This window comes from Micromonospora sagamiensis (assembly GCF_014680085.1).
Lineage (GTDB): Bacteria > Actinomycetota > Actinomycetes > Mycobacteriales > Micromonosporaceae > Micromonospora > Micromonospora inyonensis.
This window is the reverse complement of sequence record NZ_AP023438.1, coordinates 296,947-318,432: the sequence shown is the minus strand read 5'-3', so window position 1 is coordinate 318,432 and position 21,486 is coordinate 296,947. Positions and strand designations below refer to the sequence as shown.

General features: G+C 70.4%; 14 protein-coding genes and 1 tRNA gene. 7 read left to right on the top strand and 8 right to left on the bottom strand.

Annotated elements, in window-relative coordinates; all coding sequences use genetic code 11:
- Positions 1-311 precede the first annotated feature (311 nt).
- Positions 312-4,733 (top strand): S8 family serine peptidase, encoded by a 4,422-nt coding sequence (locus tag IGA62_RS01110; protein WP_145817025.1) that lies wholly within the window; start codon positions 312-314, stop codon positions 4,731-4,733.
- A 234-nt stretch (positions 4,734-4,967) separates the two neighbouring features.
- Positions 4,968-5,363 (top strand): RidA family protein, encoded by a 396-nt coding sequence (locus IGA62_RS01105; protein ID WP_145821880.1) that lies wholly within the window; start codon positions 4,968-4,970, stop codon positions 5,361-5,363.
- 94 nt (positions 5,364-5,457) lie between these two features.
- Here IGA62_RS01105 and IGA62_RS01100 read toward each other — a convergent pair whose 3' ends face one another.
- The 5 genes from IGA62_RS01100 to IGA62_RS01080 all read right to left on the bottom strand — a co-directional run bounded on the left by IGA62_RS01100 (position 5,458) and on the right by IGA62_RS01080 (position 10,222).
- Positions 5,458-6,255 carry an ABC transporter ATP-binding protein gene (locus IGA62_RS01100; protein ID WP_198501243.1) on the bottom strand — a complete coding sequence of 266 codons (798 nt, stop codon included), beginning with the start codon at positions 6,253-6,255 and terminating at the stop codon, positions 5,458-5,460.
- Positions 6,252-7,328 carry a FecCD family ABC transporter permease gene (locus IGA62_RS01095; RefSeq protein WP_198501178.1) on the bottom strand — a complete coding sequence of 359 codons (1,077 nt, stop codon included), beginning with the start codon at positions 7,326-7,328 and terminating at the stop codon, positions 6,252-6,254. The genes IGA62_RS01100 and IGA62_RS01095 overlap by 4 nt, the downstream gene beginning before the upstream one ends.
- Entirely contained in the window at positions 7,325-8,374 is a 1,050-nt protein-coding gene (locus IGA62_RS01090) for an iron chelate uptake ABC transporter family permease subunit (RefSeq protein ID WP_145817029.1), read from the bottom strand. Before IGA62_RS01090 ends, IGA62_RS01095 begins: the two co-directional genes overlap by 4 nt.
- Positions 8,371-9,246 (bottom strand): ABC transporter substrate-binding protein, encoded by an 876-nt coding sequence (locus tag IGA62_RS01085; protein WP_145817031.1) that lies wholly within the window; start codon positions 9,244-9,246, stop codon positions 8,371-8,373. Before IGA62_RS01085 ends, IGA62_RS01090 begins: the two co-directional genes overlap by 4 nt.
- 148 nt (positions 9,247-9,394) lie before the next feature.
- Positions 9,395-10,222 carry a siderophore-interacting protein gene (locus tag IGA62_RS01080; protein ID WP_145817033.1) on the bottom strand — a complete coding sequence of 276 codons (828 nt, stop codon included), beginning with the start codon at positions 10,220-10,222 and terminating at the stop codon, positions 9,395-9,397.
- Between the two features lie 162 nt (positions 10,223-10,384).
- On the opposite strand from IGA62_RS01080, the gene IGA62_RS01075 reads away from it, so the two are divergent.
- From IGA62_RS01075 to IGA62_RS01065, 3 genes are all read left to right on the top strand, one after another.
- Positions 10,385-10,512, top strand: a tRNA-OTHER gene (locus tag IGA62_RS01075).
- 56 nt (positions 10,513-10,568) lie between these two features.
- Entirely contained in the window at positions 10,569-12,728 is a 2,160-nt protein-coding gene (locus tag IGA62_RS01070; RefSeq protein ID WP_145817035.1) for a TerD family protein, read from the top strand.
- A 202-nt stretch (positions 12,729-12,930) separates the two neighbouring features.
- Complete coding sequence (locus IGA62_RS01065) at positions 12,931-14,514, top strand: LPXTG cell wall anchor domain-containing protein (protein ID WP_145821882.1); 1,584 nt, start codon at positions 12,931-12,933, stop codon at positions 14,512-14,514.
- A gap of 62 nt (positions 14,515-14,576) precedes the next feature.
- On the opposite strand, the gene IGA62_RS01060 is transcribed toward IGA62_RS01065, so the two are convergent.
- Positions 14,577-15,701 (bottom strand): FAD-dependent oxidoreductase, encoded by a 1,125-nt coding sequence (locus tag IGA62_RS01060; RefSeq protein WP_145817037.1) that lies wholly within the window; start codon positions 15,699-15,701, stop codon positions 14,577-14,579.
- On the opposite strand from IGA62_RS01060, the gene IGA62_RS01055 reads away from it, so the two are divergent.
- Both IGA62_RS01055 and IGA62_RS01050 read left to right on the top strand, forming a co-directional pair.
- Positions 15,642-16,457 carry a TetR/AcrR family transcriptional regulator C-terminal domain-containing protein gene (locus IGA62_RS01055; RefSeq protein WP_232624840.1) on the top strand — a complete coding sequence of 272 codons (816 nt, stop codon included), beginning with the start codon at positions 15,642-15,644 and terminating at the stop codon, positions 16,455-16,457. The genes IGA62_RS01060 and IGA62_RS01055 overlap by 60 nt on opposite strands.
- A 171-nt stretch (positions 16,458-16,628) precedes the next feature.
- Positions 16,629-17,819, top strand: coding sequence for a serine hydrolase domain-containing protein (locus IGA62_RS01050; RefSeq protein WP_145817039.1), 1,191 nt, complete (start codon positions 16,629-16,631; stop codon positions 17,817-17,819).
- A gap of 251 nt (positions 17,820-18,070) precedes the next feature.
- Here the strand turns inward: IGA62_RS01050 and IGA62_RS01045 are convergent, their stop codons facing one another.
- Both IGA62_RS01045 and IGA62_RS01040 read right to left on the bottom strand, forming a co-directional pair.
- Positions 18,071-18,232, bottom strand: coding sequence for a hypothetical protein (locus tag IGA62_RS01045; protein ID WP_190289244.1), 162 nt, complete (start codon positions 18,230-18,232; stop codon positions 18,071-18,073).
- Positions 18,233-18,510: 278 nt separating this feature from the next.
- The gene (locus tag IGA62_RS01040) at positions 18,511-21,417 is read right to left on the bottom strand and encodes a beta-N-acetylglucosaminidase domain-containing protein (protein ID WP_190289243.1); all 2,907 of its coding nucleotides are present in this window, start codon (positions 21,415-21,417) and stop codon (positions 18,511-18,513) included.
- Positions 21,418-21,486 lie beyond the last annotated feature (69 nt).

Sequence of the window (21,486 nt, the reverse complement as noted above, 5' to 3'; positions counted from 1 at the left end):
CTCCTGACGACCCGCGTCCGGCCGGTTCCCTCGGCGGCTGTCGGAAACACGCACGGTCGCATTCCCGCACGTCGTGGGCGCTTCCCCAAGCCCCTGCGGCGATGTTGTCCTGGGGCGGCTCTGGCTCATCCCCAGGAGGATCACATGCCCTCTTCCGCTTCGCCGGGTTCGCCGACATCGCCGCCAACCTGGCTTGCCGCGCGCCTGCGGGGGCTGGCCACCACCTGACCGACCGGCTGGTCCAGATGAACCGTTTCGCGCCTGCCACGACCGGAACTGCGGCAGGCATCCGCACGATGAGGAGAAGGCGCATGTGGAAACGACGACCTCGGGGTTCGCGGCGAGAGTCGAGGACCGCGGCTGTTGCGACGATCGCCCTGCTGGCACTGCTCTCCAGCACGGCCCCGGCGGCACAGGCTGCGCCGACCGAGGGGGAGCCGACCGACCGGCCGAGTGCCAAGATCGAGAAGCCTCTCGCCGGGAAGTTCGCGGTGGCAGCCAAGCAGGACTTCCTGGTCCGGTTCACCGAACGGGCCGACCTGACCGAAGCCGGGCGGATCAAGGACTGGGACGTCCGAGGCACCACGACGGCGAACGTGCTGAAGGCCAGCGCGACGCGCAGCCAGCGCGGGGTACGCGCCGTGCTGGACAAGGCGAAGGTCAGTTACAAGTCGTTCTGGGCTACCAACGCGATCTACGTCGAGGACGGCTCGGCGACGCTGGCCCGGCAACTGGCCGGAAGGGCAGAGGTGCAGATGCTCTACGAGCCGCGCACCTACGAGATCCCCGTAGTCGCTGAGGACGAGCCCGGTGCCACGCCGCAGTCACTCCAGTGGGGTATCGCCGACGTCAACGCCGACGACGTCTGGAGCACATACGGCATCACCGGTGAGGGCGTCGTGGTCGCGAGCATCGACTCCGGGGTGCAGTACGACCATCCGGCACTGGTCAAGCAGTATCGCGGCACCACCGGCGACGGGACCTTCGACCACAACTACAACTGGTTCGACGCTTCTGGCACGTGTGGGGGCAAGCCCTGTGACCTCAACGGCCATGGCACCCACACCATGGGCACGATGGTCGGGGACGACCGTGCGGGCAATCAGATCGGTATGGCGCCGGGCGCCACCTGGATCACGACGAACGGCTGCTGTGACAGCGACACGACGCTGATCGAGTCCGGCCAGTGGCTGCTCGAACCCACCGACCTGAACGGCCAGAATCCCGACGCCAGCAAGCGCCCGAACATCATCAACAACTCGTGGGGCACGCAGTCCCCGTCCAACGACCCGTTCATGGAGGACATCTCCAGGGCGTGGGAGGCCTCCGGAATCTTCAGCGTCTGGGCCAACGGCAACATCGGTTCCGCCTGCAACACCAGTGGGTCACCCGGCAGCCGGATCATCAACTACTCGGTGGGCAACTACGACAGCAGTCACGCCATCAATCCCTACTCCAGCCGGGGAGCCGGCCAGGACGGGGAGACCAAACCCAACATCTCCGCTCCGGGATCGGCCATCCGCTCGTCGGTCCCGGGCAGTGGCTACGCCCACTACTCCGGCACCTCGATGGCAGCCCCACACGTCTCGGGTGCGATCGCCCTGGCCTGGTCGGCGGCGCCGACCCTGCTCGGGGACGTCGCCGCCACCAAGGCCCTGACGGACGGCTCCGCAGTCGACAGCCCCGACAACCAGTGCGGTGGCACCGACGACGACAACAACGTCTTCGGCGAGGGTCGGCTGGACGCGCTCGCGCTGCTCGCTGCCGCCCCGACCCGCGACACGGGAGTCCTGTCCGGCACCGTGACCGACGCGACGAGTGGGGGCCCGGTCGCGGACGCCAGGGTTGGCCTGACCGGCCTGATCGCCCGTACGGTCAGCACCGACGCCGACGGCCGTTTCGAACTGCGGCTGCCGGTGGGCGCGTACGACCTGAGCGTGTCCAAGTTCGGCTACGCGACCGGCACCTTCACCGCAGTCAAGATCGATGCGGATCAGACGACGACGCTTAACGTACCGCTGGCAAGCCGCCCGTCGAGCACCGTGACGGGCACCATCACCGACGGATCCGGCCAGGGCTGGCCCCTCTACGCCAAACTCGACGTCGGCGACACCCCGGTGTCCGCGTTCACCGATCCCGTCACCGGGGCCTACTCGCTCAACCTCCCGTCGGGCACCAACTACCGGGTTCAGGTGACCGCGCAGTACGCGGGCTACGACCCGAAGACGGTGACCCTGGACCTCACCGCCGGCGGCAACGTCACGCTCGACCTGACGCTGGAGGTCACCCTCGCGTGCAATGCTCCGGGCTACCGCCTCGTGTATGAGCGCGTGCTCCAGGAGGGTTTCGACTCCGGGAAGGTCCCCGACGGTTGGACCGTCGTCGACAACCTCGGAACAGGGCGGGTCTGGACCTTCACCGACCCGGAGAACTGGGGCAACCTCACCGGTGGCGACGGGGCCTTCGCGGACGTCAACGGCGACTACTACGGCACGCCGAGCCCCCAGGACACCGCACTCGTGACGCCGGTGCTCGACCTCACCGACATCACCGACGCGACGTTGGAGTTCGCGACCGACTACCTGCATCACGCCAGCGAGAAGCCGAAGGTCGACTTCTCTGTCGACAGCGGCGCAACCTGGACCACGGTGTGGACCCAGGACACCAGCCTGCGCGGACCGCACAAGGTGCAGGTCCCGCTACCTGGCGCGGCCGGACAGCCCGACGTGCAGGTCAGATTCCACTACCAGGTCGGCACCTGGAGCCACTGGTGGCAGGTGGACGACGTCTTCGTCGGCCAGCGGGACTGCGTCCCGCTCGATGTCGGTCTCCTGGTCGGCAACGTCTACGACGCCAACGACAAGACCCCGGTGAACGGTGCGACCGTCACCAGCGACGAGGCTCCCCACGACACCGCCACCACCGTGGCGACCCCGCAGGACGACGCCGTGGCCGACGGCTTCTACTGGATGTACTCGTCGCTGACCGGCAAGCACCCGTTCACTGCGACCAAGGCTCGCTACCAGTCGACGACCAGACCCGTCGACGTGGTCAAGAGCGGCGTGACCTCGGCCGACTTCCTGCTGGGCGCCGGGCGCCTCAAGGTCAAGCCCTCCCTGGTGCAGGCTGGCGTCACCTTGGGCGGCGTGGACGAGCGCACCTTCACCATCACCAACGACGGCACCGCGCCCGTCGAACTGGAGATCACCGAGAACGACGGCAGCTTCACGATCCTGAAGGCCGACGGCACCAGAACGTCATCGACCAGGATCGCGGGGTCCACCGGCCCCTCCGTCAATCGGGTGAAGACCAACGTGACCCCGTTGCCACTGGCGTCATCGGCGACCACCACCGCGGATGATGCCAAGCCCCCCGTTGTCCCACAGAGCGAGCCATGGGTCGACCTGCCCAACTATCCCATCGACATCATGGACAACCATGCCGGCAATCTGGACGGCAAGGTCTACTCCTTCGGCGGCACCGAATCAGGATTCGGCACGACCACCGCGTCGTACGTCTACGATCCGGCGACGTTGACCTGGACCGCGCTGGCCCCGATGCCGGAAGGACGACAGCAGGCCTCGGCGGCATTCGTCGACGGCAGGTTCTACATGATCGGCGGCTGGTCCGGTGGTGACGGTGCCACCGTCGGCGTCGCAGCCATCTACGACCCGGAGACCGACACCTGGACGAAGGGCGCACGCAACCATCCGTCGCCGGCGGCCGCGGCGGGGACTGCGGTGCTGAACGAGAAGATCTACATGGTCGGCGGCTGCACGAGCAGCTGCGGCACGCGCGATGTGGTCGTGTACGACACCGAGACCGACACCTACCAGACCGCTGCCGACTACCCGACGAACACCTCCTGGCTCGCCTGCGCGGGTCTGGACGGCAAGGTCGTCTGTGCCGGTGGTTTCACCGGTGCGACGAGTTCCGTCTCGACGTATTCCTACGATCCCGCGACGAACAGTTGGACGCGTCGGGCCGACCTGCCGGGCACGTACGACGCGTGGGGCACCAGCTACAGCGCCGCCAACGGCCGGCTGCTCCTCTCCGGTGGCGCGGTTGGCGACTCGACGGCGGTGACCAACGAGGGGTACGCGTACGACCCGCGTGCCGACAAGTGGACCGCCCTCCCCAACTCCAACAACTCGCTGTACCGGGGTGCCGCCGCATGCGGCTTCTTCAAGATCGGCGGGTCGTGGGCGAACTGGTCCGCAACGCCAGCCAGCGAGGTCCTTCCGGGATACGAGGACTGTCGTGGCCCCGGCGTCTCGTGGTTGAGCGCTGGGCCGACGACAGCGACGATCAAGGCCGGTGACAGCCTCACCGTCGGAGTCGTGTTCGACTCCACCGCGGTCAGCCAGCCGGGCACCTACACGGCCGAGCTGAAGATCAAGGAGAACACCCCGCACCCGAGCCCCACCATCGGCGTCACCATGAACGTGCTTCCACCGAAGTCGTGGGGCAAGCTGGCGGGCACCGTCAGTGGCCAGTCCCCCCATGGTGCCGTCACACCCGAAGCCGGGGCGATCGTCCAGGTCAACGACGCAGACGATGCCTTCACACTGGTCACCGGCGCGGACGGCAGCTACGCCCGCTGGATGAACCAGACCAGACAGACCCTGCAGATCGTCGTGGCGAAACACGGGTACGTGCCGCAGACCCGCGATAGCCGGATCATGAGAGGAAAGACCACGACGGAGAACTTCACCCTGCAACCGCTCCCATAACGATCTTCGGGTAACGCCCGACTGTTGTCGATGAACGAAGACGTCCCTCCGGGCGGGTCGGCTCTGATCGCCGATCACGTGCCGACCCGTTCCGGAGGGACCGTGACCAGGCCTGACCCGGAGATCAAAGGGTGAGTGGGCAGGCGACCACGTCCACCATGACCGGTCGGCGGATATTCGTTGAGCCGCTCGGGGGCAGGCGGTAGCGTCGCCGCCGTGACCTCACCGGCCCGACTGATTCGCGAGCCCGCCCTGTCCGACGTCGCCGAGTACGCGTACGCGGCCACGGTCGAGCCGCCGGCCCGGCTCGTCTTCACCGCCGGTTCCTGCCCGCTGGACGCGGAGGGGCGGACCGTCGCGCCGGGCGACCCGGCTGGCCAGGCCCGGCAGGTGATGGCCAACCTGGAGACCGCCCTCGCGGCGGCCGGCGCCCTGCTCACCGACGTCGTCAAGACCACGGTCTACGTGGCGTCGCCACGCCGGGCCGACCTGGTGGCCGTCTGGGAGGTCGTCCGGGACGCCTTCGGCGACCACGAGCCGCCCAGCACGCTGCTCGGGGTGGCCGTGCTCGGGTACGACGACCAGCTCGTCGAGGTCGAGGCCGTCGCCGCCGTCCGCGCCGGGCGCTGACCCGCGGACCGCCCGGGAACCTCGGGTTCGCCGGTGCGGTTGGCGGCCCCTCTGGACGCCGCCGACGTCCGGCGAGCGTGGCGGTCGTCCAGGCTCAGCCGGCGGCCGGCTCCCTGGTGTCGGCCGGTACGACCAGCGGCGCACCGGTGACCGGGTCGGGAACCACCTGGTTCGGCATCCCGAAGACCTCGGCGACGAGTTCGGCGCCCACCGTCGAGGCGGGATGGCCCTCGGCCACGATCCGGCCGTCGCGCATCGCCACGAGATGGGTGGCGTACCGGGCCGCGTGGTTGAGGTCGTGCAGCACGGCCACGACGGTGCGGCCCTGGGTGACGAGGCGGTGCAGCACGTTGAGCACGTCGATCTGGTGAGCCACGTCCAGGTAGGTGGTGGGCTCGTCGAGGAGGACCAGCGGCGTCTCCTGGGCCAGCACCATGGCGATCCAGGCCCGCTGTCGCTGCCCGCCGGAGAGTTCGTCGGCCCGACGGTCGGCCAGGTCGGTCGTGCCGGTCGAGGCCAGGGCCGCCTCGACGGCCTCCTCGTCGGCCCGGGAGAAGCGGCGTAGCACCCGCTGGTGGGCATAGCGGCCCCGGCCGACCAGTTCCCGGACGGTGATCCCCTCGGGTGCGGTCATGGTCTGCGGGAGGAGCGCGATCCGGCGGGCGCGTTCCTTCGCCGGCAGCGCGACGAGGTCCGACCCGTCGAGCAGGACCCTTCCCACGGCGGGGCGGAGCAGCCCGGAGAGGGCCCGCAGGAGCGTCGACTTGCCGCACGCGTTCGGCCCGATGAGCACGGTGAACGAACCGTCCGGCACCGCGAAGGACAGTTCCTCGCTGACGGTCCGCTGGTCGTAGCGGAGGGTGACGCGCTCGGCGCGGAGCCGGGCGTTCAGCTGGTCGACCATCCGGTCCTCCTGATCTCGTGGACGAGCAGCCAGAGCAGGTACGCGCCGCCGAGGGTGACCGTCACCACCCCCACCGGCACGGTCAGCGGGATCACGTGCTGGGCGACCAGGTCGGAGCCGAGCAGCAGCAACGCCCCCACCACGGCGGTGGCGGCGAGCGGCAGTCCCGGTGCCCGGACAAGCCGGTGGGCGATCTGCGGGGCGGCCAGGGCCACGAAGGAGATCGGCCCGGCCACCGTGGTGACGGCGCTGACCAGGACGACCGCCACCAGCACGAGGGCGACGCGGTCCCGGTCGACCGCGACTCCGCTGGCGGCGGCGACGTCGTCGCCCAGTTCCAGCTGGGCCAGGGCCGCCGACCACAGGGGGGTGATCACCAGCAGCGCCAGGATGACCCCGGCGGCGGGCCAGACCACCTCGGCGGTGGCGGTGTTGAGGGAGCCGGCACCCCAGGCGGCGGCGAAGAGTGCCGTCTCCAGGTCGGCGCGGAGCAGTAGCCAGGTGTTGGTGGCGGCGAGCATCGAGGAGACCCCGACACCCACGACGATGAGCCGGAACCCGGAGAGCCCGTCCCGGTACGCGAGCAGGTAGATCGCCAGGGCGGCCAGCAGGCCACCGGCGAGCGAGCCGAGCATCAGCAGATGCCAACCGCCGCCGAGCATCAGCAGGGCGATCAGCATCCCGGAGAACGAGCCGTTGGCCAGGCCGATGATGTCCGGGCTGGCCAGCGAATTGCGGGTGATGGTCTGGAAGATCGCACCGGCGACCCCGAGCGCCGCGCCGAAGGTGATGGCGGCGGCGATGCGGGGCAGCCGCCACTCCAGCACGACGGTGCGGGTCAGCCCACCGATCCGGCCGCCGAGCACGCCGAGGACCTCGTCGAAGCGGAGCGGGAAGTCACCCACCCAGAGGCCGACCACCGCCAGCGCCGTGACGAGGAGCGCCCCGGTGGCGCAGACGGCGGCCTCGCGTACGCCGACGGACACGTGTGCGCGGTCGGTGCCGAGCACCAGTCGGCGGCTTCCCTTGGTGCGGCGGGGTGGCCGGATCCCGGCGCTCACAGCGCCGTCGCCCGTCGGCGTCGGGCCAGCGCGATCAGGACCGGTGCGCCCACGAACGCGGTGACGATGCCGACCGGCATCTCGCTGGGCAGGACGGCGATTCGGCCGAGTACGTCGGCCAGCAGCACCAGGACCCCGCCGGCCAGCAGGGATCCGGCGAGGATCCGGCGCTGGTCGGTGCCGACGCCCCAGCGCACCAGGTGCGGCACCACGAGCCCGACGAACGAGATGGGGCCGGCGACGGCGCTCGCCCCACCGGCGAGCAGGGTCACCGCGCCCAGCACGAGCAGCCGGGTCCGGACGAGGCTGACTCCCTGCGCGGCCGCCAGGTCCGGGCCGAGCGCGAGTGCGTTCAGGCTGCGCGCGGTGAGCAGCGCCGCGACCAGCCCGGCCGCGATCAGCGGCAACACCGGGAGCACCACGGCGATGTCGCGTTCGAGCAGGCTACCGGCGTTCCAGCCGCGCATCCGGTCGAAGGTGTCGGGGTGGGTGAGGGTGACTCCGGTGGTCAGTCCGGCCAGCACCGCGCCCGCCGCCACCCCGGTCACCAGCAGCCGGGTCGGGCTGGCCCGCAGGTCGGCGGCACCGCCGACGGCGTACACGGCCATGGCGACCAGGAGCGCGCCGAGCAGGGCGAGCCACATGTAGGCGGCCGGCGAGGTGACCCCGAAGAAGGCGATGCCCACGGCGACGAACGCGGCGGCGCCGGCGTTGACGCCGAGGATGCCCGGTTCGGCGAGCGCGTTGCGGGTGAACGCCTGCATCAGGGCGCCCGCGACCCCGAGCGCGGCACCGACCAGCAGTCCGGCCAGGGTGCGCGGCAGGCGCTGTCCCCAGACCACGTACTGCGCGGTCTCGGTGCCCGCGCCCCGCAGCGCCGCCCACACGTCCGACGGGGGCACCGGGTTCGCGCCGACGAAGACCGACAACACCAGCGACCCGAGGAGTACGGCGACCACCCCGGTCAGCCAGCGCCGGGTGCTACGACGGCGCGCGGCACGGCCGGTGGTCGGCGGTGCCGCGCGCGCGGATGCGGTGGTGGTCAATTCGACGCGGCGAGGATGCGTTCGAGGTCGTCGAGGACGACCTGCCCGCCGACCGTGCCGACCCCGGTGATCCAGAAGGACTGGTCGACCAGGTGCAGGCGGGGGAAGGCGGCGGCGTTGGCGCTGACCGAGGCCGGGATGGTGCTGCGGTCGTTCACGTCGACGGTGGTGACGAAGACGTGGTCGGCCTTGGCCTCCAGCACCCGTTCGGGGGAGATGTCGACCGAGATGGAGTTCTCCCAGTCGCGCTGCGGGGTGGTGAAGCCGACGCAGTTCAGCGTGCTGCCCGCGAAGGAGGTGGGTCCGTACAGCGTGAGGACGCCGTCACGGGGGCGGATGAGTTGTGCGGTCTTGCCGGCGGTGTCGAACTTCTTGGCGATCTCCGCGCACCGCTGCTGGTAGCCGGTGAGGAGCTTGTCGGCGGAGTCCGCACCGCCGAGCGTGGTCGCGGTGAAGCGGACGTTGTCCTGCCACGGCGCCGTCTGCGAGGCCATGAAGACGGTCGGGGCGACGTCGGTGAGCTGGTCGTAGAGGGCGGAGTGCCGGGACTCGGTGCCGATGATCAGGTCGGGCTTGAGGGCCGCGATCTTCTGCACGTTGGGTTCCTGGACGGTGCCGACCGTGGTGATGCCGGCGGCCTTGTCCCCGAGGTACTTGGGCACGCCGGTGGCCTCGTTGAGTACGGCCGCGCCGACGGGGGTGATCTTCAGGGCGATGGCGGTGTCGAGCTGTACCGGTTCGAGGACGACGACCCGGGTCGGCGCGGCCGGTACGTCGGTCTTGCCCCTCGCGTGCTCGACGGTTCTGGTGTCGCCGACGCTGCTCGCCGGGTCGGAGTCGGGGGAGCCGCAGGCGGCCACGACGAGCGCCATCGTCGAGGCGATGGTGAGGGCGAGGAGGCGTCGGCGGGCTGTTCGAGGGGTTGGTGAGCGCACGGTGCAGGTTCCCGTCTGGTGACTTACAGTGATGGCGCGATTCTGGGTTAGGTTAGCGTACCCTCATTCGCTGCCTCGTCGCGGACTAGCGATCATGCCAATACCCCTGGGTGTGAACCTGTTCCGGGGCGATGTGCGCCTCGGCGAAGAGTCGGCGCACATGCGCAACCTTGCTACTCTCCGTAGCTATCCAGGCGTAGAAGCGAGTCCCCGTACCGGCCGCCGCAGGACCGTGTTCGGCCAGCCAGTCGCCGACCATGGCGGTCAGCACCGTCCCGCCCCGGGCCTCGCCCCGCAACCGGACCTCGACCGAGTGGCCGGCGGTCACGTCGTCGAGGGTGGCCGCATCCGCCGCGGCACCGGCCTCCAGGAGAACCGCCGCCCGTACCTCTGGACCGAGGCTGGGCAGGATGCCCCGCACCGCCGGGTACGCCGTCTCGTCCGCCGCGATCAGCACCCGCGTCGCCGGCCCCGGCGCCCATTGCACGCCGTACCCGGGCTGGCCGGCCTGGATGTGCGGACCCGACAGGAGCAGTCGGTCGCCCGGTCGGGCCGCCGTCGCCCAGCAGCTCGCCGGACCGTGCGGCTGGTGCAGGTAGAAGTCCAGGTCCAACTCACCCACCGCCGGCCGTGTCCGGTACGCGGTGTAGCTGCGCAGCCATGGACGCTCGCGGTCGGGGACGGACCGCCACTCGCGTCGCCACCCCTGCTCGGGCAGCCCCGCCCGCAGCCCGGCCGGGTAGTCGCCGGTGACCGGCAGCATGATCTTGATGCGCTGGTCGAGCTGGTACGGGGCCAGATCCCGTAGTCGTTCGTCGCCGAGCGTGACGCGGACGAACCCGGGCGACAGCCGCCGGGTCGCCGTCACGGTTGTCTCGAACAGGATGTTGGGCGAGTTCCGGAAGGCAGACATGCCGGAAAAGGCTAGCGGGCCGTCTCTGACCTGCTCACCGACCCGGTTCAGCTCGGCCGCGCGGACCAGCCCGTCCGGATCTCGGGTGCACCGGCAGGTACGTGGCAGGGACGTGGAAACCGGATAGCCATGTCGGCCCGGCCGGTGCGATGATCGACATCTGGGTCGCTAGCTCAACTGGCAGAGCATTCGACTGAGTAGCGCGTCCGTTCTCCGCCTGTGCGGCCATGGAGGCGCTTCCTTCTCCTTGTTGGATCGAAGGGTTCGGGGTTCGAGTCCCCGGCGACCCACTGTGCCACCGCTGCGGATGGCACCCGCCCGAGTTGGAGCCGGAGGTGAGGACCACGTGCTCGAAAAGCTGATCATCCAGAGGACGTTGCGTGTGCCGGCGAGCACCGGCGCGGCCGGCGACGGCACGGCGGTGGCCCGGCAACTGGACGCGGCGCTGCTCGACGTCGGGTTCTCGGCGTCGCGGGCTCTGCTGGAACACGTCGGCGCCCTGGCTCCCGGGCCGGCGATGGACCTCGCGGCCACGGTCGTGTCGGCGGTGCGCGAGCTGGTAGGCGACCACGTCCAGCACAACGCCTACTTCATCGGCTTCCCGGACGACGTGCCGGACACCGTCGAGTTCTGGACGGACCGGCTGCGGGCGGCCGTGCTCGCTGGCGGTGGCACGGCGACCGACGCGCAACTGCGGGACGCCGTTGCCTCGGGTGGGGTGAACCTGCTCGACCTGCCGGGTTACGGCACCTACCAGCACACGTACGCCGAGCTGCTGGCCGTGCACGACGACCTGGTCGCCGCGGCCGGTGACCGGGTGACCCTGCTGCGGCTCGGCGACACCGCCGAGGTGGAGGCGGAGCGGCTCTACCTGGCGCTGGCCGGCAGCACCACGCCGCACGGCGAGGCGGACCTGGCGATCCTCGGCGAGCTTGCGGTCGCCTGTGTGGACGGTGCGCAGCCGGCCGAGATCCCGGTTCGGGAGAACCGTGCCGTGCTCAACGGGATCCGGCTCGTCCTCGCCCGGCCGCTGGTCGCCGTGGACACCACGACCGACGTGCTGCGCCTGGCCTGCCAGGTCTCCGGCGGGGACGCCTCGCTCGTGACACCCACGCGGTTCCGTGCCTTCCGGCGGCCGGAGCGGCGGATGCTGCTGGCCGCGCTGAACGAGGTCGTCGGGGCGAGCCCGGAAAAGCTCGGTGACGTCGTGCGCTACGCGGAGCGGTGGAAGCGGCTCGGGGAGCGGCTGCACCCGCACGAGTACGCCCAGTGGCCGTACGCGCAGCAGGTGTTCGCGGTGGCGCGCGGCGAGCGACGGGTACCCAACCTCGCCGGCCGCGCGGAGGCGGCGATCCGGGCCGGAGCCATCGGCCGGGCCGCGTCGGTGCTGTCGGCCGCGCCGGGCCTGCTCCTGCGAAATGCGGACCGGCTGCTGCGGATGGCGTCGCCGTCGGAGCGGACCGCTGTCGTCGAAGCGGTCACCGGTGCGCTCGGGTCGGCGTCGGGCCGGGTGCTCCTGTCGCTGCGGGAGCATGTCGACAACCGGCTGACTCCCGCTTCCGCCCGGATGTACGCGAGCCGCTCGCGCACCGCGTGGGTCGGTCCCGATGAGCGGCCACCGCTGCCGCCCGAGCTGGTGGCCGAGCTGTCGTCGCTGCTCGACGGCGAGGTCAGCGCCCGGCTGCCGGAGTCGGAACGACCGCTGGTGGTGGACCCGGAGGTGCTCGACGTCGCACTGCCATTGTCCGGCAAGGCGGCCGAAGGCGGGTTCGCGGTGCTGCCGAGGGGCTCGCGGGCGTCGGTCTCCGGTGAGCTGCTGCGCTTCTTCACCTACTGGCGTCAGACCAGTCGTCGCACCGACTACGACCTGTCGGTGCTGCTGCTCGACGACGAGTTCCACAGTGCGGGCCAGGTCTCCTGGACGAACTACCGCCACGACGGTGTGGTCCATTCCGGCGACGTCACCAATGCGAAGAACGGTGCGACCGAGTTCATCGACGTGCCCCTGACCGTCCGCGGGCGCTACGTGGTTCCGCAGGTCAACATCTACGCGGGCGAGTCGTTCGACGAGGTCGCCGAGTCGATGTTCGGGTACCAGACGCGTACCCCGGACCAGCTCGGCGCCCCGTTCGACGCACGGACCGTGCGGGCGCGTTCGCACCTGCGCGGCCAGGGCCGGGTCGCGCTGCCGATGGTGTTCGCCAGGAACAACGATGGCTGGCAGGCCGTGTGGCTGCACCTCTACCTGCGGGGTACGCCGTCGTTCAACCGGGTGGAGGGCAACACCTTCACCACGGCCGACCGGGTACGCGCACTGGTGGAGCGGCGGTACCTCACCATGGCCTACCTGGTCGACCGGTGGCGTACGAAGGCGGAGGTGACGATGTGGGACGGACGGCTGCCCGACGAGCCGGTCACCTACGTCGGCATCGAGGCACCGGAGGGCCTGCCGGACGGGTCGGAGACGTACACTCTCGATCGACTCAGCGAGTTGATCCCTGGGTAGAACCGGCGAGGGCCGAGGCCATGCGGGCGCTTCCTCCTATTCCGTTCGAATCGGGAACCTCCGCCATCGCGGGGGATCTGGCATTCAGCGCCCGCGCTCTCCTCGGCCCTCGCCGGCTCAGCAGCCGCCCCGCTGTCGAACGCCCGAGCCGGCAGGCCGCGCGGGCAGTGTGGCGAGGGACGTTCAGGTATCTTCCAACCCCATGTCCTCCCTCAGGTTCCGCCTGGCGGCGGGCGCGGCCGCACTGGTCGTCGCCACGTCCGTCGGCGTCTCGACATCTTCGCCCGTGCTGGCCGCGGGACCACAGCTGGAGATCTCATACGACACCATCGGCGAGGTCGACAACAGCGGCCGGCTGGTCGGGGCCTACGCCTACAACTGGGGCGACGAGCCGGCCAGTGACGTGACGATGACGTTCGACGCCAGCGGCCTGCGCGACGTCGACATCAGCGTGCCCGACTGGATCGACTACTGCCAGCTCGACGGCCGGATCGTCACCTGCCAACTCCCGGGCCTGGCCGCAGAGCACACCGAGTGGATGCATGCGTTCGAGCTCAAGAGCAAGCAGCAGTCCAAGCCGGGCCCCGCTGGCACGGTCAAGGGCACGATACGCGCGTTCGGCCCCGACGGCGCCGAACACACCGGCGTCGGTGACCTCGACGTCTCCATCGTCGAGAGCGGCCCGGATCTGGTCGCGTTCACCGCGGACGTCAACAGCGCGGCCGACCCCGTCGGCGGCGGCGACGTGCGTCCGGTGAAAGCCGCCATCTACAACGACGGCGACACACCGACCGGCGAATGGTACGTCCAGATCTCGGTGCCCACGGGCGCCGGCATCGTCGAGCAGTACTCGGACTGTGAGTACCGGGACTGGTGGCCGGGGGAGCACCCCGACGGTTACGTGTACGGCCCCAATGTGGTCACCTGCCCGGCACCTCCGGACCTGGACCCGCTCGGTGCCGGCCAAGGGCTCGACTTCGCCGATGAGACTGGCAAGTCGCTCTTCCACGTCGCGTTCGGCAAGAACCTACGCGGCCCCGAAGAGACTGGTGGAGCCGTCCAGGTCGGCCTCGTCGACGACCTTGAGTCGGAGCGTGCGCCGACGAAGCTGACCCGTAGGGGGGCATCCGGCAAGACGTTCGCGGACGCGGTCGCCGAGCTGAAGCCCACCACCCGGGCCGCCAGCCGACGTGAGGGCAACACCGACAACAACTGGGCCGACTTCGCCATCTGGACCAAGCCGAACAAGCACGACTTCGCTGTCACCGCGGAGCCGGTCAGCGGGAACATCGGCGACATCGTCGAGATCCCGTACACGGTGATCAACAATGGCCCCTCCGACGGCGGCGCCGGCTGGACGTTCAAGGCGCCGACGGGCACCGTGCTGGTGGCCGACGAGGAACACGACGGGCCGTGGTGCAACTTCCTCGACAAGGACGGCCGCCCGGTCAAGGAGCTGCCCGAGGTCAACTGCAGCACCGAGAGCGAGTTCCCGGCCAAGGCCTCCGGCTACCAGGGCGTCAAGGAGAAGATGAAGCTCCGGATCATCTCCACGCCGGGTAACGACGGCACCCTGCGGGTCCGGCCGTACCCGGAGAACGCCGATTCCAACCCGGCCAACGACGAGGTCGAGTTGGTCGTCACAGTCGGCGGCAGCGGCGGTGGCCTGCCGGTCACCGGGGCCAACGCGGCGCTCCTCGGCGGGATCGGCGGTGGTGTCGTGGCGATCGGCGCCGCGCTGTTCTTCTTCGCCAGGCGGCGCCGGATCGTCACCGTCACCGAGTAACACCGCTCCCGTGCGAGGGGGCACCGCAGACCTCGGTGGCGGTGCCCCCTCGCAAGCGACGGTCAATCTGCGGGTGTCGGCCCGGTGGGCGGCGCCGTGAAGAAGCGGACGATGTCGTCGGCTGCGGTGGGGGACAGCATCATCGCCTGGACTCGTGCGGACATGTCGGCGATCGGGTGGATTCTGGTGAACATCGCCTCCTCGTACGTCCGGATCGCCGAGTCGGGGTCGGCGGGGTTGGTGGCCAGTGCGGCGGCGAGTTCGGCGGCGTCGAGCATGGCCTGGTTGGCGCCCTCGCCGACCGGGGGCATGAGGTGCGCGGCGTCACCGATGAGGGTGATGCCCGGCTGGTGGGCCCAGCGTGTACCGGTGGGCATCGCCTCGATCCTGCGTGGGGTCGGCGGGCTGTCGCCGGCTTCGATGAGTGCGGTGAGGCTGGGGTTCCAGCCGTCGAACATGTCCAGCAGAGCGCGCTTGCTGCGGTAGGTGTCCAGGTGGCGGTCGTCCGCGCGTAGGGAGATCCCGACGCGGATGCTGCCGTCGCCGAGGCGTTGCGCTGCCAGGATCTGGTTCACGCCGACGCACCAGAGGTTTCCGGGGCCGACCAGCTCGGCGAGATCCGGGTGGCGCCGGTCGGCGTCGCTGATGCTCAGCTCCACCAGGGTGGCCACGTAGGACAGTTCTGCGTCCGTCAGCAGCGACCGGACGGCCGAGCGTGCGCCGTCCGCGCCGATGAGGACGTCGCAGTCGGCGCTGTGGCCGCCATCGAACGTCAGCCCGAACCCGCTGTCGGGTCGTGGCGTCGCCGCGACGAGCCGGTGCTGCCAGGCCACCGCGTCGCGGGGGAGTGAATCGAGCAGAAGATCACGCAGTGCGCTGCGGTCGATCTCGGGGCGTCCGGAGAATGAGCCGGGCTGTGGCTTGTGGTGCACGAGGGTGCGTCCGGCCGGGTCGAGGATGCGATGTTCCTCGCCCTCCGGCCGTGCCTCGGACCGGAACCGACCGGCGAGACCCGCCGCGGCCAGGGCCTGCTGCCCGGACTCCGGATGCAGGTCGAGCGAGCCGCCCTGTGATCGCGCGGATCGGGTTGCCTCGCGTTCGTACACCACCGCGCCGATGCCGTGCCGGTGCAGGATCCGGGCCAGCGTCAGGCCGCCGAGGCCACCGCCGGCGATTGCGATTCGCATCGACATCTCCGTTACCGTACGCTGTATCTTATGGATACGCCGTACGGTAACGCACTGCTGCCCGTCTGGGAACGGCCCGAGCCTCAGCCGCGGGCGGCGCCGGTGCCGCTGAGCCGTGCGACGATCGCCGCCACGGCGATCCGGCTCGCCGACGCACACGGCCTCGACGGGCTGTCGGTACGCAAGATCGCCAAGGAGCTCGGCGTCGGTCCGATGCGGCTCTACGACTACGTGATCAACAGATCCGAACTGCTCGACCTGATGGTCGACGACGTGTATGCCCAGATCGCCGAGGCCGGCCAGCACTCCGAGTGGCGCGCCACGGTGCTGGCCCTCGCCCAGGCGACCCGCGAAGCCGCCCTTGACCATGAGTGGTTCGCCGACCTGCTCGGCGGAAGGCCACGCCTGGGACCTCACGCGCTCGCCGTGGGCGAATCGATCGCGGCGGCGCTCAGCCGGGCCCCCGGCGTGCGCGGTATCGACGATCTCCAGCGGGCCGTGGGCGCCCTCGACGCGTTCATCGTCGGAGCGCTGCGTAGGGAGATCACCGAGCGGCGCGCCGCCCGTTCGACCGGCACCGACATGTCCGCCTGGCAGGCTGCCCTCGGGCCCTACCTGACACGCATGCTCGAAACAGGTCGCTACCCCACCGTCGCCCGGCTCGTCATCGACGGCGCCCACCTCGACGCCGAGGAGACCTTCCACCACAACCTGATCACCATCCTGGACGGCATCACCGGGCATCCCCGCGCGTGACCCACTGCTCGCGCCGGAGGGCCTGCATCGTCGGCCGACTGCTGACCAGCGGAGCCCGTTCAGGTCCACCTTCCGGGTCTGGCACGGTGACCGCGTCGATACGCCTCCGGACCGTACGGTCGTCGCACGACGTGTAGGTTGCGAACGGATGGACGGACGAGGAGGAGACAGGTGACTGCTGGCGGCTTCTCGTCGAAACGGCTGGCTCGGGTGCGGGAGCTGCTCGAACGTCGCGTCGAAGCCGGCTTCGTCCCGGGTGTGGTGGCCGTTCTCGCCCGCCACGGCGAGGTGCACGTCGAAGCAACGGGCCATCTCGCGTTCGAGGGCGCAGGGTCGCAGACGCCGATGGCGCGCGACACGATCTGTCGCTTGGGCTCGATGAGCAAGCCGATCGTCGCCGCGTGCGCGATGACGCTCGTCGAGGACTGCACCCTCCGCCTGGACGACCCGGTCGACGACCTCCTCCCGGAGTTGGCCGGCATGACCGTGCTGGCCAGTCCTCACGGGCCACTGGAGGACACCGTCCCGGCGAAGCGTCCGATAACGCTGCGGGATCTGCTGACCTACACCCTTGGCACCGGCATGGTCCCCGCCGAGCCGGGAACGGTGCCGATCGCCGACGCGCTGGACACACTCGGCCAGCCGTCGCCGGACGAGTGGATCCGCCGACTCGGCGCGCTTCCGCTCGTCCACCAGCCCGGTGAGCGCTGGATGTACGACACCGCCGCCAACGTGACCGGCGTGCTCATCGCCCGGGCCACCGGCATGTCCTTCGGGGATGCCCTGCGCGAGCGGATCTGCGGTCCGCTCGGAATGACCGACACCGCCTTCAGCGTGGGCGGCGAGAGCATCGACCGGCTGGCGACGGCGTACGAGCTCGACGACGCGGCCACCGGTGAGCCGGTCGTCGAGGACGCCCCCGACGGGCGGTGGAGCCGGCCGCGGTCGTTCGAGTCAGGTGGCGGCGGGCTCGTCTCGACCGCCGACGACTACCTCGCCTTCGCCTCGGCTCTGCTGGCCGGCGGCACCCGCCACGGTGAGCGGGTGCTCTCGCGGCCGTCGGTGACCCTGATGACCACCGACCACCTGACCCCGGCGCAGAAGGCGGTGTCCGGGTTCTGGCCGGGGTACTTCGACGCCATGGGCTGGGGTTTCGGGATGTCGGTCCGCACCCACCGCACGCACCTCGGCCCCTCGGTCGGCAGCTATGGATGGCCCGGCTACTACGGCACCGCCTGGTACAACGACCCCGCCGAGGACATGACGGCGATCTTCATGATGCAGCGGGCGCACGCGGGCGACCAGAGTCTGCCGATGTGGCACGACCTCTGGACCGCCGTCTACCAGGCGATCGACGACTGACCGCGCGGGCCGGAGACCGTACGCCAGGCGGCAGTGTCGCCGCACGCGCCGCCCGGAGCGCACGGGTGCTCGGGAGGCGTTCGCCAGCTATCCGCACCGAGCGCTGCTCGATGGCTGCTCGCACTGCCGTGGCCACGGCCGGGTGGATCGGACGGGTGCGCTGCGCGGCGTCGGGCAACGCGGCGACCCTGCCGTGAGAAGTGCCGCCACGCCGCACGGCGAGGCGCGGCGTGGCGGGGGAGCGGGCGGGGTCAGGAGTCGACGACCAGGCGGTGGGCCCGCAGTACGCGTGCCCACCATGGCCGGGGTCGGGCCGGACGCAGCGCCGGGGCACGGGTGCCGCGCAGGCTGACCCGGCCGCCCGGGCCCATGGTCACCGCGCCGATCGCCGGCGGCCGGCGTCGGCTGGCCACCGCCACGGCGGCCGTGACCAGCCCGACGGCCAGTACGCTCGCGGTCGCCGCGAGCGTCCGGTCCGGGTCGGTGGCGGCGGTCGACGAGTACCTCGCGCAGCCCGCCGAGCCCGCCGTCTTCTCTGGACACGACGATCACACCCGCACCTGCGGTCCTGGGGTCGGGCGCGGGGTGCAGCTCGTACGAGCTGCACCCCGCCACCCGGGCCAGGCGGTGCCGCGCCGCCACGCATGGAGTTCGTCGGCGTTGCCGGCCGGCGGCGGACTCAGGCAGCCCGTCAGCGAAGGAAGAGGGTTCCTTGCCAGCCTGGGCCGTGTGCTGCCGTCGTCGGGAACATCAACCCGTCTGCGAAGCGGCCGGCATTGATGTTCGTGAGGAGCCTGCCCTCCCCGTTGATCGAGATCAGGTCGGCGCGACCGTCGCCGCTCAGGTCGGTCGGGGTGGGCAGCATGCTGGGGTTCCAGCCGTGGCCCACCGAAGCTCGGGGGCCCAGGCTGGCACGCCCGTTCGTCACGCCCTGATTGCGGAAGGCGGCAAGCGTCCCGTCCGCCAGGACACCGAGCACATCCGCAGGTCCGTCGCCATCGAGGTCGACGACGTGCACGGCCAGGTGACCGGTCCAGCCCTCACCGACCCGTTGACCGGCAGCGAACATTCCTCCGGTGAAGCTGCCGGTGTTCAGGTAGTGCCACAGCGATCCGTCGGACTTGACGGACACCAGGTCGGCTCTTCCGTCACCCGTGAGATCACCGACGACGGGACGCTCGGCGGTGCTCCACCCCTGGCCGACCTGGACGGCCGGACCCCAGGTGACGGCACCGTTGTTCATCCCGGTGTTACGGAACGCCTTGAGCGTGCCGTCCGGGAACACTCCCAGCAGGTCGGCGCGCCCGTCGTCATCGAGGTCGGTCAGGTGCACCGCCGGCATCCCCTGCCAGCCGCTGCCGACCTGGACGCCGGCCGTGAACATGCCACCCGTGAAGGACCCGGTGTTCCTGAACTGCACCAAGGCCCCGGTACTGGTCACAGTCAGCAGGTCCGCGAGCCGGTCACCGTCGAGATCGCCGACGATGGGCAGCTGCGTGGCCGACCACTCGTACCCGACCGTCTGGGTAGCGCCCAGCTCCGGCCAGTTCACCGTGGTGCGTAGGTTCTCGTACGCGTTCAGCGTGCCGTTCGCCATGACAGCCAGCACATCGGAGCGCCCGTCTCCGCTCAGATCGACGCTGTCGACGCCCCGGCGCAGCGCAAAGGTCACCAGCGGGTGGAGCACGCCGTGCGCCACCGACTCGGGATGGGACGCGATGGCGGGAAGGAGGTTACGGAGCTCCTGGCGGAGGTTGTTGGCAATGGTGGTCTGTCCGGCGCGCTCGGCGGTCAGGAGGTCCACGGCGCGGGTCGCCGCGTCCGCGAGGCGCACCGTCTGCTGCAACCACGGTCCCGCCCCGGTCGTCAAGCTGGTGTTCATGGTTTGCAGGTCCGTGCTGGCCGCCTTGAGAGCGGAAAGCCTCTGCTTGAGTACGGCGGCGGCGTTGTCCACCCCGCTTCCGGTACGGAGGGCATTGCGGAAGCTCCTGATGGCATCGGCCAGCGCCACCGAGTCGGTGTGGTCGATGACGGACGAGCGGTTGATCTCGGCGAAGGTTCGCAGTTGGCTGGCCTTCGGCCCACCGAGGGTGTCGATGGCGCGGGACCAGGAGTCCTCCGGCTGGTAGCGCCCCGGATTCCAGGCGAAGTCGGCGGCCGTGAGCAGGGGCAGCTGGGAGGGGCCCTGCTGGGTCATCTCGTTGAACAGGATCCCTGGAGCAGCGGAGAGCGCAGCCTCGCGCCCGACCAGCGGGCCCATCTGGAGCCGGTCCCAGACCTGGTCGTTGACCGGGAAGTTGTCCCAGATGGCGAGGCGGTGCCGGGGGAACGCCAACTGTGCGTCGTCGAGATTCTTCCGGGTGATGGTCGGCGACAGCACCTCGGGACCGGTCCAGTACACCCCCACTGCGGTGTCGAGCCGAGTGTCGAACTCGGTGCGGTAGCTGCTGACCGCCATTCCGGCGTACTCGCTGCTGACCGTGTAGAGCTGGCCCATGCCGGCGCGGGCTCGGACGAGATTCGTCTGGACGAAGTTCGTGACGTCGGCCTGCGCCCGGGCCCACGCGGTGACCCCGGTTCCGTATTTTTGGCTGTCGCTGACGCAGGAGAACGGCCGCGTCGGGAAGACATCGTCCCAGGCGATGACGAAGTGCCGGACCCCGATCTGGTACATCTGGTCGAGCCGGGAGAGGAGGGTGTTGCGCTCCGTGGCGGAGGAGTGGCAGATGCCGCTGGCCTGGTCCAGCGGCATCTCGGGTGAGATCCGGTAGACGAACGCGACATGCAGGCTGTTGGCCTTGGCGACGACTTCCCGTAGGTCGCCGAGTTCCGCGTCCGTGTACGGGGTGCGCCAGTTGTTGCTTCCGCTACCGCCCGTGCGTGGGTCAGCCGCGGGCCCGTAGAAGAAGCGGTTCATCTTGTTCCGGGCGAGGACCTCGACCTGTTCCAGCCGGTCGGCCTTCGTCCACCGGGCCACCCCCGGGGGCGGGGGGTTGGCCGAGTCCATCCCACCGCGGAATGTGAAGGACGGCCAGTCCTTGATCGTGACCCGCGCGATCGTCGTGCCGGAAGAATCCGGCGTCAGGAGCTGTCTCAGGGTCTGTGTGGCGTAGAAGGTGCCCACCTTCTGGCCGCCGGAGAGCACGACCCGCTGCCTGCCGGCAGAGTCCGTACCGGTGGCCAGCAGATACCCCTGATCCGGCAGGCTGCTCGGTGCGCTGACACCGATCGCGTTCAGGGCCGCCGCGCTGGCGGGAGTCTCCTGCGTTCCCCCGACGTAGACGGTTGTGCCGGCACCCGGATCGGTGCCGGTGACAGTGACACTCGTGTGGTGCGCGGTGAAGGCAGCCACCACGGCGTCGACGGCCGGCTGGTCAGCGGCCGCGCCACGAACAACTGTCACAGCGGCCGGCAGGTCGAGCGGGGTCCCGGTAACGGTCAGTTCCTGCGGCTGGGGACTGAGAGGCGGCGTGGCTGCGGCGCCACTGGCCGTGGCCGGTGGGCCCACCAGCGCGACCGCACCGAGAAGCGAGGCGATCGCGCAGCCGGCCACTGGGCGTGAAAAGCGCCAGCGTCCCCGACGGTAGTTGCTTCGCATGGGCGTACTCCTAGGCATTTGAGGCTCATGACCGGAGCCGGTGGCACGTCGCGACTCAACAAGATACTG

Bases quoted from the DNA above. Each gene is read 5' to 3' on its own strand.
- IGA62_RS01110 (WP_145817025.1), top strand. From the start codon at position 312: ATGTGGAAACGACGACCTCGGGGTTCGCGGCGAGAGTCGAGGACCGCG.
- IGA62_RS01040 (WP_190289243.1), bottom strand. From the start codon at position 21,417: ATGCGAAGCAACTACCGTCGGGGACGCTGGCGCTTTTCACGCCCAGTG.
- IGA62_RS01085 (WP_145817031.1), bottom strand. From the start codon at position 9,246: ATGGCGCTCGTCGTGGCCGCCTGCGGCTCCCCCGACTCCGACCCGGCG.
- IGA62_RS01065 (WP_145821882.1), top strand. From the start codon at position 12,931: ATGTCCTCCCTCAGGTTCCGCCTGGCGGCGGGCGCGGCCGCACTGGTC.
- IGA62_RS01080 (WP_145817033.1), bottom strand. From the start codon at position 10,222: ATGTCTGCCTTCCGGAACTCGCCCAACATCCTGTTCGAGACAACCGTG.
- IGA62_RS01060 (WP_145817037.1), bottom strand. From the start codon at position 15,701: ATGCGAATCGCAATCGCCGGCGGTGGCCTCGGCGGCCTGACGCTGGCC.